A 15356-nucleotide genomic window follows, 5' to 3' on the forward strand; every position below is an offset into this window, starting at 1 on the left:
CGCTTTCTCCTGCACACCCTGCCGGACGGCTTCCTCGCATCCGCCACTATGGCTTCCTCGCCAATGGCGGGCGCAACGATAAAATCGTCCTCTGCCGTCAACTCCTTGCCGTCCGCAACGCTCCGATTGATCAAGAAGCCGGCGACGATCCCCTCAACAAATGTGAGATCCCCGTCTGCCCGCACTGTGGCGGCACCATGCGGCGCGTCGACGTCATCCCGCGGGCCTGCGCCCGTGACCATCCGTTTCGTTGTGACACGTCATGACCAGCGCCTGTACAATCCACCCCTTCCGTGATCACCCTCTCGGCGGCAACGTCCGATGTCGCCATGGCCGCGCTCGTCACCGCTCACCCCACCAATCGTTCGACCGCGCATCCCGGCGCAACAAACCCCTCGCTGCATCGCGCCCACTGCCCGATCAATCGGGCCGCTCACACCTGCTCAATGTCTCACCGACGCGCGGCGACCACAGGTGCACCTTCTCCGCAACTGCACCGGCTGCACTATCGCCATAGTGCCCCCAACTCCGCAGCTTCGTTCAATCCGGCTTCTATGAGGTCGCATGCTACGACAGCGCGCGCGGCTCAAGTCTGCCCCGCGACCTCACAGAACCCTCAAGATTCCATCTAGGATTAGACTGTGATTGAAGCTTCTCAGCGGGGGGGGGGCGCTTGAATGTTATTAGCTCTAAGCAGAGCGCAGTTCGACATCGTTGAGCAGGGCCTGCACGGACAGGAATCGAAACACCTCGCAGACCGTGGCATTGGGGCGCGCTCGCGCCGTTAGGTCGTGTCTCGCTTTAGGAAGGCTCGCAGCCGGCCGATGACTTCAGCGGTTCGCTGACCGTCACGGCGGATGTGGTCAAGGGCGCCCCCGATCTCGCCGAGGTCGGGTGCCAGATTCTGTATATCTGCTGGGCCGGCTCGGTATTGATCAGAATGTCGGCGAGCGGCTGGTTCAGCTCGTGTGCGGGTGAAACGGACCTCTCTCCCGCGGTCGCGCGGCGGTTCATGTGGGCGAGCTCCGACATGCGCTGGCGCGCCTCGACCTCGTCCACGAAGAGCAACCGGCGCTCGCGCAGCAGAACGGCTCTCATCAGCCCCTGCACCAGCACCACGCCCGCCTCCAGTCCGGTCCCAGGACGGGCGAGATGAGGCTCTCGCTGTAGATCAGCGCGTGACCCTTGCCTGGTCACGGAGCCCGCCCGCAGACACTCGCGTGGCGACATGGTCCTGCTCGGCGAACGAGTCTCGCCGAGGGCGACCTCGCCCTTATCTCTATCACCGACGCAGGTCACGGCGTCCTATGCATGGGCATAAGCCTCTCCATCGCGCATACCATCGTCGAAGCGCATGGCGGCCGCATCGGGGCCGAAAACGTCCCGTCAGGGGCGCCGTCTTTCACGTCAGACTGCCGCTTGCAGTCGCGCGATCGCGACGCCGTCCCGGGAATGCGTCACCCGAAAGCCTTCTTCAGCGTCGCGAAGATCACCGCGAGCGACTTGTCGTGACGGGTCACCGGCGGCACCGGGCGATCGACCTTCATCAACTGATAGACCGCCATCTGCGCCGCGCGCACCGAATATTCGACAGTGAAGACGACGTCATGGGGGATCTCGACGAACTGGCTGACGAAGGCGAGGTTGACCGAATTCTTCGGCACCGGCATCGGCCGGTCGGCCAGATTGCGCGGCATGAACATGCTGGTGATGTAGGGCATGCGGCAGGGAATGCAGGTCGCGGTCTCCAACATTTCGCGATCGAAGTTGAGGTGCCCGCATAGCTCGTTCAGGATGTCGGCGCCGCCGCTCTCGGACATTGGTTTGGCCACGAAATTGCCGACGCGATCGGGGTGCAGCGCATAGCCCCAGAACACCTGCACGTCCTTCGGCTGCCCAGCGAAATGCGGCTGATGATACAGCACCACCGACATTTCGAATCCCTGAACGTGACGAGCCCGCCGGTGCCGGCCCTGTTGCCGGAGAACGCCTCCATCTTGTCGAAGAAGCGGGGATCTCTGCAGGTAACGGTGAACGACAGCCAGTAGGATTCGGGGATTGAGGTGTTGAACGCGGACGGATTGCCGAATTCGGGACGTCCCTTCGCGATCCTCTCCCACAGCGCCCAGCCCTGGCTATCCTTCTTGGTCAGGTGCGGCGCCGGATCCGTCATGGTGCCGAGGCTCGAGGCGTCCGTCATTGAGCCGTTCTGGAAGAACACGAGGTCGTCGTCCTCGAGGCGCACATTGGCGGTGCGGCCGTCGCGGTCGAGCATGAGCTGGCGGACGCGCATGCGCCCGCCCTCGTCCTCGAGCATCATGTCGATGACAGCCGTGCCGAGCACGAACTGCACGCCCTGCTGCTTCAGCCAGTCGGCAAGCGGCCGCACGATCGCGTGCGTAGACCGTGCGTTTGACGCCGGCGAGGGTCTCGATCCGCGGGAACTCGTTCATGAAGCGGTGCAGATAGCGCTTCAGCTCGAGGGCGCTATGCCAGGGCTGGAAGGCGAAGGTGGTCTGCCACATGTACCAGAAATTCGACTCGAAGAAGTTCGGCGACAGCCAGTCGGTGATGCGGCTGTTGCCGAGCGTCTCCTCTGAGGTCTCGGTGAGCCGCAGCAGCTCGAGTCGGTCGCGCGCCGAGAAGCCCATATGAGTCACATCGATCTTGAAGCGGTTGCGGTCGACCAGCCGCGCCTGCGAAAGCGCCGGATTCTCCAGATTGAACGCGATCGTCTCCTCGCGCACGCTGAGGCCGGGATGTTCGAGCGACGGAATGCTCGACAGCAGGTCCCAGGTGCATTCGTAGTGATCGGCGGTGAGCATGCGCCCGCCGCGCAGCGAATAAGCGCGGTTCGCAAGCAGCGCGCCGTCGAGGCTGCCGCCGACCAGCGGCTGTGGCTCGTAGATCACGATATCGCGCCCCGACACCTGCGCGTCGCGAACGAGGAATGCCGCGCCCGCGAGCGATCCGATGCCAGCTCCGATGAAATACGCCTTCTTAACTTGCCTCGATTGCAATTCGACATTCTGAAGCGACATAGCATGGCCGGACGCATCCAAGGTTGCGCTGGATCAAGCGCGGTGAGGACTGGCTCAGCCACGCGGAATGGCGGCGGATTGAGCCGTTGTTGCCGGCGAGGGCGCAAGGGAGCGCATCGGGTCGATGATCGATGCGTGATCAACTGCAGTGTCCACTTGCTAGAAGCAGGTTCGCGCTGGCGTGATTGCCCGGAAGTCTACGGTCCTTACACAACGATCTACAACGGCGTCAGTCGCTGGAGCCGAGCGGGGATTGGACGAACGTTTTTACGCTCTGACTGAATCAAGCGGCGTGTCCGGCTCGATCTCGGTGGATTCCAGCTAAATCAAAGCCCATGGCCCCCGCGGCCGGCCCAAAAAGGAGGACCTTCAACAATGCGATCGGCCGCTCGCGCGGCGAACAACCACCAAAATCCAAGCGTTGATCGACAATATTGGGCGCCCCGCTTCTTTCTTGATTACTCGTGGCAACACCCACGCAGCCCGCGTCGTCGACTGATCGAGCCTACGACGTTAGAAGCTTGCGCGACGAGTTGGCCGCGACGCTCGGTCATGGCGTATCGTTCTTTTTGAGAGGTTCTGTGGTATCCGGCATCCGCCTCGATAGTCGTCCGTGAAGAACGCGGGAGAGCGCTGATTTAAGCGATCTTTTGGGCAGGGAGAGTTTCGGTGAACGCCCGGATAATGGCACGCAAGAGTTCTGCGAGCCACCGCAGGAGCAGGCTGAAGTTGTAGCCGGCGGCGGCGAGGACGGCGTTGATGCGGTCGCCGACGCGGCCTTTGAGATAGTTCCGGTCCATGCGGTGCTCGGCCTTGACGTGGCCGATGACGGGCTCGACAGCCGCGCGACGCTTCATCTCGCGACGGATGGAAGCTGTGACGCGGCGGACCTGACCCGAGATCCAGACCCTGAACCGATGCGGGTGGTTGTGACCGCGATATCCTTTGTCGACGTGGATACGGCGAGCCTCCACCCCGGTGAGCTTCTCCATGTCGGCGATTACGGGACCGAGCGTGTGCCCATCGAAGGGATTGCCATGCAGGGCCTTGGCATGGAGCACGAACTGGCCGCCCTTCGGAGACGTCACAGGGGTGGCGATGCTGACCTTGCAGCCGAACTCGTAGGGCGCGCGGGCTTTACCCTTGCCGATGCACTCAACCTCCGGAGCATGTAACGCATAGACCTTCGGACCGCGCTGATGCTGATCCTGGCTGCGCACCTGCTGCGCTAAACCGAGCAACGGGCCGAAGCGAGATTGCAGCACCGTATCGCCATCAATCTTGCGGCGGATGTCGCGGATAATCCGACCAAGCCGTGTCCGCAGGAACTTGAGCTGCCGCCGCGCGCGTTTGAACTGGTGGGCGTGGCTATAGCGGCCGGTCATGATGGCGGCGCGCTTGGCCAGGCGCAGATAGCTCTGGCGCAGCGGCACGTGGTTTCGCTTGGCGAGCCCGACGAGCTTGGTGAGTGCCCTATGCATCAGACGCGCATCAGTCGGATGCGCAACGGCCTTGGGCTGCACCGTGGTGTCGACGACCACCCGCTCGAGGTCCTTGGGGCCGATGGCGCCAGTCTTGTGCGCCACCGACAGGCTTTCTTGGATCAGCGCGACGAGCTGTTCCTCGCCCAGCCGCTGGCGCCAACGGGTCATCGACGATCGATCGAACGGCAGACGGTGGCAGAAGCTCAATTCGCCGCAGAAGTATTGGTAGTAGGGGTTATCGATCCAGCGGGCGCACAGCACCTCATCTGACAAGTTGTGCATGTGCTTCAGAATGAACAGGCCGGCCACGAGCCGCGTCGGCAAGCCAGGCTGCCCCAACCCTGTTTGGCACACCGAACTAAAGCGCTCATCCAGAAACTTCCAGTCGATCAGCGCCGCCAACCGCACCAGGGGGTGACCCAAGTCGATGATCTGATCGAGCGCCGGAAGCAGCAGGTCTTTCTGGCGATCGTCCCGCGGTTTGCTCATCGCCTTCCCCAATGCCGATGACCCGACATCAGGGAATCACGAATCGCCCAAAAGCAAAATCCCAAAACGCAAGAAAGCGAGGTCCAACACCCCACTTTCTTGCAAAATCGAATACTACATCAAGACCAATTCTGCTTATTTCTCAGACCGATCCGTATTCTTCACGGACGACTCGATACGCTGCCCATCTCAAGCCGTCATCACCTACTTTACTGCATAGCTCTGCTCGAAAGTGCTATATAAGACGAGTGTCTCAATCTAGAAAGCGGTTTCGGGGCCTGCTGGAAGGCGTAGCTAGTGGGCTCGCATGGCTGCGCGTTCTTTGCCACGCCCGAAATATCTCATGACTACGACGTAGAAGACCGGCACAAAGAACACAGCAAGGACCGTTGCTGAGATCATCCCACCGAGTACGCCGGTCCCGATCGCGCGCTGGGTTTCGGCGCTGGCGCCACGGGCAAGCATCAGCGGGACCACACCGAGTGCAAAGGCCAGCGAGGTCATCAGAATCGGCCGCAATCGACGTCCGGCTGCTTCGACGGCGGCCTTCATTGGGCAATGCCCCTGAATGCGAAGATGCTGGGCGAACTCAACGATGAGGATCGCGTTCTTGGCTGAAAGTCCGGTAATGGTTATTAGACCGATTTTGAAAAAGACGTCATTCTCGAGCCCACGAAGATGGACTGCAAGAACAGAACCGATGATTCCAAGCGGTACGACAAGCATCACCGAGAACGGTATTGACCAACTCTCGTAAAGCGCAGCTAGCACCAGAAAGATGACCAGCATGGAGAGAGCAAGCAGGAAGGGAGCCTGCGAGGCGGATTGCTTTTCCTGCAGCGACTGCCCAGTCCATTCAACCGCGAAACCTGCCGGCAATTGTGACGCTAGTCCTTCCATTTCCAGCATCGCGTCGCCGCTGGATATCCCGCGTGCAGGCCTGCCTGCAATGCGTGCAGCCGGATAGCCGTTATAACGGACGAACTGGAGGGGGCTAGTTTCCCAGATTGGCGTGACGAGCTCTGACAGGGACACCATGGCGCCTGCATTGTTGCTGACATACAACCTAAGCACGTCGTCAACCTGCATTCGGGTCGCAGCATCGGCTTGCACGATCACCTGTTGCATGCGTCCAGCATTTGGAAAATCATTGACATAAGTTGACCCGATGGCAGCCGTGAGGGTATCACTGACCGCGATGAACGATACACCCAGCGCTTCAACCTTCTGTCGATCGATCTTCAGCTTCACGTTCGGCGCGCTTGGCAGGCCTTCAACATGGACGTTTCCCACGAGTTTGCTTTGAGCCGCAAGCTGCAACAACTGGGCTTGTGCTGCCATCAATGCAGCAACGCCGCGATTGGCTCTATCCTCTAAACGCAAGGAAAACTCGGAAGTGGTCCCTAGTGATTCGATGGCAGGCGGCTTCAAACTCATGATCAGCCCTTCCGGTGCGCTGACCATGGCTGCCGTCGCGCTGTCAATCTCGTCGTCGATCGTCCCGCTCCGTACGCTCCAATCCTTGAGTGTCGTGAACGAGGTCGCGGTGTTCGGCCCAGAGCCGGAAAATCCGTAACCGATTAGCGAGAGGTTGCCCGCAATGTCTGGGCGTGACCCCACATGTTGGTCATACCGATTCACAATTTCGATGGTGCGCCCTGCCGTCGCGTCGGCGGGCAGGACGAAGGTCGTCAAAAAACTACCTTGATCCTCTTCGGGCACAAACGATGTCGGCAAACGCATATACGCAGCCGCGAGAACAACGCCGATCACGGCATAGAGCACCATCATCCGGCCGGTCCCCGTGACCATTTTAGCAACCCATCCGACATAGGCGTTGGTCAACCGGTAAAGGGTACGATTGAACGAGCCGAAGAAGCCTCGTTTTTCATGATGGCCGCCCTCGATTGGACTAAGTAGCGTTGCGCATAGTACTGGTGTCAATGTGAGGGCAAGAACAGCTGAAAAGAGGATCGAGACCGTCATCGATAATGTAAACTGCCGATAGATCTCGCCGACCGACCCGCTCGTGAGCCCCATCGGAACGAACACTGCTGACAGAGCGAGCGTGATACCGATGACCGCACCTGTGATCTGGTTCATGGCTTTCTGCGTAGCAGCTTTGGGCGTCAGCCCCTCCGTGGCCATGATGCGTTCTACATTCTCGACTACAACGATAGCGTCATCGACAATGATACCGATTGCCAATACCATACCGAACATCGTGAACACGTTGATCGAAAAGCCGGCCATCCACATCACCGCGAAGGTGCCTAATAGTGAGATCGGGACGGTGATGGCCGGGACCAGTGTGTATCGGACATCCTGAAGAAACAGCAACATGACGAGGAAAACGAGGATCATCGCCTCGAATAGGGTCTGAAGAACATTCTTGATCGAGATCTTCACGAAAGGTGCGGTCTCGAAAGCTACGGCGTAACTCATTTCGTTCGGCATGGCCGGCGCGAGCTCGGCGAGACGGGCCTGGACGGCGGCGGTCGTCCGGATCGCATTTGCGCCCGGCGTCAATTGAATCCCGGCAGCCGTCGCCGGTTTGCCGTTCTCGCGGATTGCAAAAGTGTAAGTTTGTGCACCCAGCTCCACGCGCGCGACATCGGCCAGCACGAGCTTTGAGCCGTCCGGCTCTGAACGGAGCAATATGGCCGCAAATTCTTCTGGCGTTTGCAATTGTCCTTGAACTGTGAGTGGGATGCTCACCTTCTGCCCGGGCACGGTTGGTTCCGAACCGACGCGTCCCGGCGCGATCTGCGCGTTCTGAGCCCGAATTGCTGCTATGATATCAGTTAATGATAGCGAATAAGACACGAGCTTGGTTGGATCAACCCAAATGCGCATTGCGCGTTCCGAGCCAAAAGCCTGCACGCGACCGACGCCTTCAACACGCTTTATTTCAGGAGCAAGGATTCGCAACAGGTAGTCGCCAAGGGCGAGTTCGTCACATTGGCCATTGTTGCAACTGAGCGTCACAATCATGATAAACCCGGTGGAAGCCGATTCCACAGTAACGCCGATTCTGCGCACCGGCTCAGGAAGACGCGCTTCGACACTCTTCAAGCGATTCTGGACATCCACCTTCGCCATTTCGAGATCGGTGCCGGGCTTAAACGTAGCGGTGATGCTCGCCTCGCCCGACGTATCGGCGGTTGATTCGAAATAGAGCAGGTTCTTGACGCTCGACAGCTCTCTTTCAATCAGACTGAGAACGCTGTCGTTGATCGCCTGAGGTGTGGCTCCTGTATGCATTGCATAGATGCTGACTGTCGGCGGCGCGATGTTTGGAGCGCGAGAGACAGGCAGTTGCGGGATTGCCAAGCCCCCCAAGAGAACGACAAATATAGCGATTACCCATGCGAAGACGGGCCGCTCGATAAAGAACTGAGGCATAGCTCTTCTCTCAATGCTCGGCTTGCACGGCGGCGTGCTTGAATGGCTGCGAGTGCACCGTGGCCCCATCCCGCACGCGCTCCTGCCCCTGCACCACGACAACGTCGCCGGCTTTTAACCCCGAAGTAACAATGTAGCGGCCATCCACAACCTCACCCACATCGATGGGGCGTCGGGCCGCTTGCTTGTTGTGGTCGACGATGATGAGTTGCGCTCGGCCCGCCAAATCCCGGATGACGGCTTCCTGCGGCACTAGCAATGCGCTATGCCGCACCACGCGGGGTAAGCGGGCGCGGACATACATTCCTGGAAGCAAGAAGCGCCCCAAATTCTGCATCTCGACGCGCACGGTGATATTGCCCGTGCCGGGATCGACGTTGACGTCCGCGAACAGCGCGCGCCCGGTGACCGGATAAGGCTTTCCGCTCGTGGCGCTAATCTCAACGGGCACCTTAGACAGATAATCAAGCTGCCTAGATTGAACAGACTCGCGGATCGCGTCGATCTGCACAGCAGGTCGGCGAATATCAACGTAGACCCGGTCGATCTGCTGGACGATCGCGAGAGCCTTGGCTCCGTTAGCCGAGACAAGTGCGCCCTCAGTAACAAGCGCCTGGCCGATCTGCCCAGAGATCGGGGCCCTTACTGTTGTGAAAGCCAAATCGAGCCTGCGGCGCTGGAGCATCGCCCGTGCCTCGGCAACATTCGCCTTCGCCTGAGCAAGATTGGCGATCGCATCATCATATGCATCACGGCTGATCGCATTGCTCGTCACCAGCTGTCTTGCACGGTCGAACTTACTTTCAAAGCGCACCAGACTGGATTCAGCTCGCTGAAGCACTGCGGCCGCGCTGTCGACCTCCGCTTTAAATGGATCAGGGTTGATCTGAAACAGCCCTTGCCCGGCCTGGACCTCCGAACCTTCGTCGAACAGGCGCTTCTCAATGATCCCGCCGACCTGGGGCCTAATCTCGGCGGTTCGGTAAGCAGCCACGCGTCCCGGCAGTTCGTCAGCGAGCGTCACTGCCTCCGGCTTCACCGTCAGCACCGTGACGAAGGGCAGACTTACTTCTGGTGGTGCGGCGGGCGTGTCGCTGGACTGTTCGCCACTGCATGCAGCGACCAGCAGAGCCGTCGGCAGAGCTAACCACAAGCCAAACCTATCGAGGCCGCGCGCCATTATCCTGGATCCATAGCTATGCAGGTGAAATGAACACTGGTTCGTTATTGCCGCGCTCATGCCGTGCTTGGCCAAATTGTATGGAGTGAAAAGAGCTCCGCCCGGACGGGTGGTTAAATGAGGAGCTTCTGTGTGCCTCAAAATTCGATAGGATGGGCGGAATCACCGTATGCTCCACTGCAGGACGCAGCGATCCTAGATGAATGTGGCCGCCCGTGCGCGTCTCTGCGTTTACCATGGTCCGTTCCTCAAGAGTTTATGCGGTGACGCACGTGATGCGGACGGCCGTGCAGGTGTCGTGCCAAAGGAGACACTCATCTGGCACGAAACGATGACCTTGATCTCGCTAGGTCTGACAGGCGGATTGTCCAACTTCTGACAAGGAGAGCAGCTTTCTACCGGCCCGTCTACGAGCGAGAACGGCTGCGTAAGGAGCGAAGCTCACAAGAGCGTAGTGCAAGATCGTGTGTCGGGATGGAGATTTCGACCCTACCTGCCACCATCGGCCGATGGCGCGTCGATAATACGATCGAGAAGCATTGCCTGCTGTCATCGGCAGAGGATCGCCGCTTCCATCCGGATTGCCGCGCGGAAACCACCCCACCGCTAAGAACTCTTCCTTGTAAGATCCTAATTGGGATTGTCGCCGCCTTCGTGGCGTTGAAGAAGGCCGGCGATGCCGGTGACGGCAAGAAGGCACGTCGCGGCGAGCAGAAAACCAAAGGCGTGTTGATCAGCTCGACCATCTCGATCCGCAACGCCTTCCGCAAGAAGAACAGCTGGTTCGAGCGCCGACAATTCAGTCGGGCTGCGGCGATCGCCGCCCGCCGAGGATCGGGGCCATTAAAGGCGGGCGGCCGGGTTGGGTCGTTCAGAAGAAGCAAAAGGCACCTACCAGGTTGGTGACGCGCCTGATCGACTTCTGCCGTCTAAGTTGCTAGCGACTGGAAACGCGTTTCACGCGCGTTCCTGATCGGCAGCCGGCTCAACATGCTTCAACGCGAATGCGTCCTCATGGGCTATTACGCCATACGTTCCATCATAGCAACCGAGCCGGACGCCAGACGCGTCTACAGAGCCTGAAGCAAGCGGGCGGCAAGTCCTGGGCGCCGAGCTTGTCGTAACGGGTGGCGTTGCGTCGAAACTGCTTCAGTTTGTTGAAGAAGCGTTCAACGTGGTTGCGCTCGCGATAGATGGTCTTCTTCCACCGGAACCTCTTCTTCCGGTTGGATCTGTTGGGAATGTTGGGGATCGCACCTTGATCACGGATGTGGGCACGAACACGATCGGCATCGTAGCCTTTGTCGGCGATGACGACGGCGCGCGCATCGAAACAACCGCCGCGTTCTCAACGGCATCTTCTGGGTCCTGCGCGCGGGAGCTCCGTGGCGCGATCTGCCCGAGCGATACGGGCCTTATACGACCGCTTACAATCGGCTTCAACCGCTGGCGCAAAGCCGGCATCTGGAACCGGCTGATGGATGCGGTCGTCAAGGCACACGATGGCAAGGTGCAGATGATCGACAGTTCGGTCGTGCGGGTCCATCAGCATGCTTCCGGGGTGAAAAAAAGAGTGGAGATCATTGTGTGGGCCGAAGCCGAGGCGGCCTCACCACCAAAATCCACGCGCGCGTCGACGCGAAAGGCCGCCCGGTCCGCCTCATGATCACCCCCGGCGAGGCCCACGACGTGACGTGCGCCGAGGCCCTGCTCGACGGACTAAGGGGTTCGATCACTCCACTCGAAATCCGTCAGGTCGTAGCGCATGATCCTAGCCCCGATGTTCGGTAGCTTGAATCATGGTCCGCCCTGATCCGCTAGACGAATTTGAGTACACACCTAGCTAGTTGTCCCCACCCGGTCCTTGGATCGAATTGCGAACAGAGTGCCCCATCAGCTTCGACTGGATGCGAGCTAGCGCGTCACTGAGCCTCGCCGCTTCAATGAAGCGTGTCTCCGAATATGGCGGGCGCGCGGATGGATCGTGCAAGAGGGCCTCCGCTGTATTCGAGAGCCGGCGAAGAGGCGTCCTCAGCCACTGCGCCGCACAAAAGAGTAGTGCTAGTGTGGCGATGGCACAAGCACCGAAACTACTCCAGAATGATCGGATTAGATTACGGGTGGACGCAAGCGCCTCGTCGGCACTCTGCCGAACCAGAAGAGACCAACCGAAGCTTGGAAGGTTCGCGAAGCCGACTGTCGGAACGATCACTGTGAAGTAGTCCCTGCCGTCAGGCCAACGTTCGCGCAGAGACCCAGTCGTGACGCGACTAGCCGCAAGCGCGGAGCCGATGTTGAGCGGCTGGTTGATAAGATCCGGCGGACCAAACAGGACGGTTCGATCCCCCGAAAGCAGCAGCACGTCAATGCCGGGTACTTGTAACGAGTCCATGCCTTCTGCGACCCATTTCCAGTCAAGGTGAGCGCCGATGACCCCGGCAACGGAGCCGGCGCGGCGCAACGGCGCTGCCAGGTCGATAAAGCGATAGGGCTCACGAGATGCAGGCAACTGGGTGGCCAGTAGTTGAGCGGCATGCACATCGATAGCCGCCGGCGAGACAAGGCCCCGTCTAAACCAAGGTCGCTGTGCAACGCTTACTCCTTCGAGCATGCCGTCTTTAGCCGCGAGAATGGTCCCTTCGAGATCCGCGACGCCGAGCCAAGTGTAGCGTCGATCAAGGCGGCTCAAGAAGTCGATGTGTTCACGCGCATGCTTAAGATCTGTTAGGTCAATGAGCTCAGCGGACCGAGCTACATCCATCCAAACTCCATAGAGCCGACGGGCCAACAGCGCGGAACTCATTTCGCCGCGAATTCTTAACGCGTCGAACTGCAGCTGCTCTCCCCCTTGCTGTAGCAAGGCCGTGTAGATCGTCGCGGTCACCACGGCCGGCACCAATATGAGCAAGGCGCCTCCACAGAACACCAAGGAGAGTAGGCTCGGTCTTTTCGGCATCTCGCGCTCCTCAACTCGTTAGAGCTCGCGCCAACTCGCGGATCATTTGCAAGATGTTCCCTCGATCGGCCCCTGGCATGACGGATTCAGTGTGAAGCTTCTTGATAATTTTCGCGCTTTGCTCGGGAGTTGGAGAGAACTTGACTCGATAGCCGTCACGAGTAGTCGCAGCAACATGCGCGTCTACTCCGCTAATCCCGGGCAGGTCGAGCTTCCCTGCTGCTCCGGCGGGAAGTCCGGATGGACCGCTGATTCGAGCGCCCCCTCGGCCCAGATTGAGAAGCCATCCGCGATGCTTCTCACCTTGGATCACCAAGGTGATGGGTTCTGGAATCTGGCGCTGAGGTCGATCGTATCGCGGTCGCTCAATGCACACCACGACTGCCACGGACAGCACCAGAATGTTGTAAACTGTCCAGAACATCACGATAGCCGTGCTGTCGCCCGCTGTTGCGGACGTATCGAAGACAAAATCGGAGTTCAATGGCACGATCAGGCCGCCGATCGTCAGAGCGAGCAGGAGTACAAACGGTCGCATCAACGCCCATTGAACAACGACCTTGGTGCGGTCGCCGCCTTTGGCCGTCACCGAGAATTTATGCGATCCGCTGGTGAGAAGCCCGAGAGCAGCTGCTTGGCTGATGGGCCAGGCCGCGATCAGTTGAGCAGTATCGTTAAGAAGCGGGACAAACAAGCCTTTTGAAAGCCAGTTTAGGGACACCAGAACCATTAGGTAATAGGGTACATAGTAACTGATAATTTCCAACAGCGACGCGTTCACGATGGTGATGCCGAACCACCAGTACAACAGTGGGCAAATCAGGCTGGCAAGCCTGAAGGGGAAGGTGCTGACCCAGTAGAGCAATGAATCCAGGATCCCGATTCGATGCATCAGACCAAGGCTGCGCATGCCAAAGGGGTTGTATGAGATGCGGACAATTTGCATCAAGCCGAGGCACCACCGTCCACGCTGAGTAATATATTCTTTCAATCCTTCGGGAGCCAAACCTTCAGTCAACGGCTCGTTAAGGTACACAGTTTGCCAGCCGTTTTCCGCAAGCTTAAGGGTGAGCAGGAAGTCCTCGGTTACGCTTTGTGTTGGAATCCAGCCAATCTGCTCGACGGCCTGGACCCGCATTACGGATGATGTCCCACAGCAGATCGCAATCCCCCAAGCGTCCCGCGCTGGCTCGACGTTGTCAAAGAAATGACGTTGTTCATCCGGATATGCGGTGCTTATTCCAAGGTTATGTTGGATCGGATCAGGATTGAAGAAGTGCTGCGGGGTTTGCACGAGCGCGACGCTTGGCTCGTGAAACAACGCTAGCGTCCGCTCGATGAAGTCCGCATGGGGAACGAAATCTGCGTCAAGTACAGCGACAAAGACCGGGGGGGCTGGATCGCGGGCGCGCGCGCGAAGTGCATGGTTAATGTTCCCCGCTTTAGCATGCTCCTTATCCGAGCGTGCGAGATATCCGATTTCGTGCAGCTCGCAAAGTTGCCGCACCCAATTTCTGGCGCCGTCGTCGAGGATAAAAGTTCGAAGCCGTGGGTAGCGGATTTGCGTCGCGCCAATGATCGTGCGCTCGAGCACTTCCGACGGCTCGTTGTAAGTCGTGATAAAAACGTCCACACGCGGCGCTTCTCCAGGCAGCCACCATTCGGAGTACTGGTCTGCTTCTGCCGACCGCTCTTTCACCCGCGACAGTATGAAAAACGCGATGGTAGAGGAAAGCATCGTCAGAGCTTCGAGTATGACAAATCCCCAACTGAACAGCGCATCCGCAGTCCAGTCGAGCGGTGCCAGCGTTTCGGTGAAGCGCCAAGCCATATAACGCCAAGACAGTACGGCAGCCGCCCCCAGGAGCAGAGCGCGCCAATACCACTTCATTGGATTGAGAAACGGAAAGACGGTAAGGCGAAGCCCAATTATGAAGGCGGCGCCTGCGAAGGCAGCAACGAGTGGCGACAGCAGAAGCATCAGAGTCCGTACCGCGTGATAAAGCGACGGAATTGTGCGATTGGGCCAGCTGTGAAGATCACGCGTCCAGTGCGTCCAATCGCGCAGCCGAGATCTGCCTCTCCTGCAAGATCTGGAACTGTCACTGTGACATCAAAGCGCTGGAGATGTTGCGCACTTGGACCCACAGCAAGATTGGTGTAAAGCGAGGCCGCACCGGATCCGCCAAGGCGGGTTATGGTTCCATTGAAAATACGATCATCTCGAAACAACCGAAATTGCACGGCCGTTCCCACCGAGAGACCGTCGTAGAGAGATTCGCTGACGCCCGCGGTGACGATCAGTGTACTGCAGTCGACGATCTTGACGAGATCCTGGCCGCGCCGGGCGTATTGGCCATCGTCTATTAGTATGTCCCAGACCAGACCAACGACGCTGGCATTAAGGGTAGCGAAACTCAAGTTATTGACACGAAGACGCTCGGCATCGATTTGCCGGTCGAGCTGTACAATACGTGCTTTCACCTGCTCCTTGTCGACATTCAGCTCGGCCAGCCGCTGCTCGAGCTCTCGGATACGTTGGGCCGAGGAGGGAGCGTCGTTATAGGACTCCCCGATGAAGATGCCGTCGCGAGCGGACGTAAGTTCCGTCTCTAAATATTTCACTCGCTGCTGCGCACTCTCCAGTTCTTGCTGCGCCACGTCGTAAGTTGCGCGAGCGCGATCCAAATTCGCCGCCGTCTGTACACCACGCGTGCTTAGTTCGTTTGCTCGCTTGAATTCTGCGTCCGCTTGACGAAGGCGTGTGGCCGCAGCGTCCTGAGCTGCTTTCGTTTCGGCAA

Annotated in this window: 8 protein-coding genes and 3 pseudogenes; 3 read left to right on the forward strand and 8 right to left on the reverse strand. The window is 59.2% G+C overall.

What is annotated here, in order from left to right; all coding sequences use genetic code 11:
- A pseudogene (locus I6F21_RS36435) lies at nucleotides 1–266 on the forward strand (hypothetical protein); the annotation flags it as partial.
- A gap of 535 nt (nucleotides 267–801) precedes the next feature.
- Here the strand turns inward: I6F21_RS36435 and I6F21_RS36440 are convergent.
- The 5 genes and pseudogenes from I6F21_RS36440 to I6F21_RS36465 form a co-directional block, all read right to left on the reverse strand.
- The gene (locus I6F21_RS36440) at nucleotides 802–1119 is read right to left on the reverse strand and encodes a hypothetical protein (RefSeq protein WP_225184254.1); all 318 of its coding nucleotides are present in this window, start codon (nucleotides 1117–1119) and stop codon (nucleotides 802–804) included.
- A 338-nt stretch (nucleotides 1120–1457) separates the two neighbouring features.
- Nucleotides 1458–3041, reverse strand: a pseudogene (locus I6F21_RS36445) (oleate hydratase).
- A gap of 638 nt (nucleotides 3042–3679) precedes the next feature.
- Nucleotides 3680–5014 (reverse strand): IS5 family transposase, encoded by a 1335-nt coding sequence (locus tag I6F21_RS36455; RefSeq protein ID WP_225184255.1) that lies wholly within the window; start codon nucleotides 5012–5014, stop codon nucleotides 3680–3682.
- A gap of 294 nt (nucleotides 5015–5308) precedes the next feature.
- Nucleotides 5309–8419 (reverse strand): multidrug efflux RND transporter permease subunit, encoded by a 3111-nt coding sequence (locus I6F21_RS36460; protein WP_225184256.1) that lies wholly within the window; start codon nucleotides 8417–8419, stop codon nucleotides 5309–5311.
- A gap of 10 nt (nucleotides 8420–8429) precedes the next feature.
- On the reverse strand, nucleotides 8430–9599 hold the full coding sequence (locus tag I6F21_RS36465; protein ID WP_225184257.1) for an efflux RND transporter periplasmic adaptor subunit: 1170 nt from the start codon (nucleotides 9597–9599) through the stop codon (nucleotides 8430–8432).
- Nucleotides 9600–10073: 474 nt separating this feature from the next.
- Between I6F21_RS36465 and I6F21_RS36470 the strand changes: the two genes are divergently transcribed.
- Together I6F21_RS36470 and I6F21_RS36480 are read left to right on the forward strand one after the other, a co-directional pair.
- Nucleotides 10074–10505 carry a hypothetical protein gene (locus tag I6F21_RS36470; protein WP_225184258.1) on the forward strand — a complete coding sequence of 144 codons (432 nt, stop codon included), beginning with the start codon at nucleotides 10074–10076 and terminating at the stop codon, nucleotides 10503–10505.
- Between the two features lie 426 nt (nucleotides 10506–10931).
- Nucleotides 10932–11315: pseudogene (locus I6F21_RS36480) on the forward strand (IS5 family transposase); the annotation flags it as partial.
- Nucleotides 11316–11442: 127 nt separating this feature from the next.
- Here the strand turns inward: I6F21_RS36480 and I6F21_RS36485 are convergent.
- From I6F21_RS36485 to I6F21_RS36495, 3 genes are all read right to left on the reverse strand, one after another.
- Complete coding sequence (locus I6F21_RS36485) at nucleotides 11443–12555, reverse strand: cache domain-containing protein (protein ID WP_225184259.1); 1113 nt, start codon at nucleotides 12553–12555, stop codon at nucleotides 11443–11445.
- Between the two features lie 10 nt (nucleotides 12556–12565).
- Entirely contained in the window at nucleotides 12566–14536 is a 1971-nt protein-coding gene (locus I6F21_RS36490; protein ID WP_225184260.1) for a glycosyltransferase, read from the reverse strand.
- On the reverse strand, nucleotides 14536–15356 hold an 821-nt coding region (locus I6F21_RS36495), incomplete at its 5' end, for an HlyD family efflux transporter periplasmic adaptor subunit (protein WP_225184261.1). The genes I6F21_RS36490 and I6F21_RS36495, both read right to left, overlap by 1 nt.

The organism is Bradyrhizobium sp. NBAIM03 (assembly GCF_020194055.1).
Lineage (GTDB): Bacteria > Pseudomonadota > Alphaproteobacteria > Rhizobiales > Xanthobacteraceae > Bradyrhizobium > Bradyrhizobium yuanmingense.

Excerpts from the sequence above, each read along its gene's own strand:
- I6F21_RS36455 (WP_225184255.1), bottom strand. The coding sequence starts at position 5,014 with ATGAGCAAACCGCGGGACGATCGCCAGAAAGACCTGCTGCTTCCGGCG.
- I6F21_RS36460 (WP_225184256.1), bottom strand. The coding sequence starts at position 8,419 with ATGCCTCAGTTCTTTATCGAGCGGCCCGTCTTCGCATGGGTAATCGCT.
- I6F21_RS36465 (WP_225184257.1), bottom strand. The coding sequence starts at position 9,599 with ATGGCGCGCGGCCTCGATAGGTTTGGCTTGTGGTTAGCTCTGCCGACG.
- I6F21_RS36470 (WP_225184258.1), top strand. The coding sequence starts at position 10,074 with ATGGAGATTTCGACCCTACCTGCCACCATCGGCCGATGGCGCGTCGAT.
- I6F21_RS36485 (WP_225184259.1), bottom strand. The coding sequence starts at position 12,555 with ATGCCGAAAAGACCGAGCCTACTCTCCTTGGTGTTCTGTGGAGGCGCC.
- I6F21_RS36490 (WP_225184260.1), bottom strand. The coding sequence starts at position 14,536 with ATGCTTCTGCTGTCGCCACTCGTTGCTGCCTTCGCAGGCGCCGCCTTC.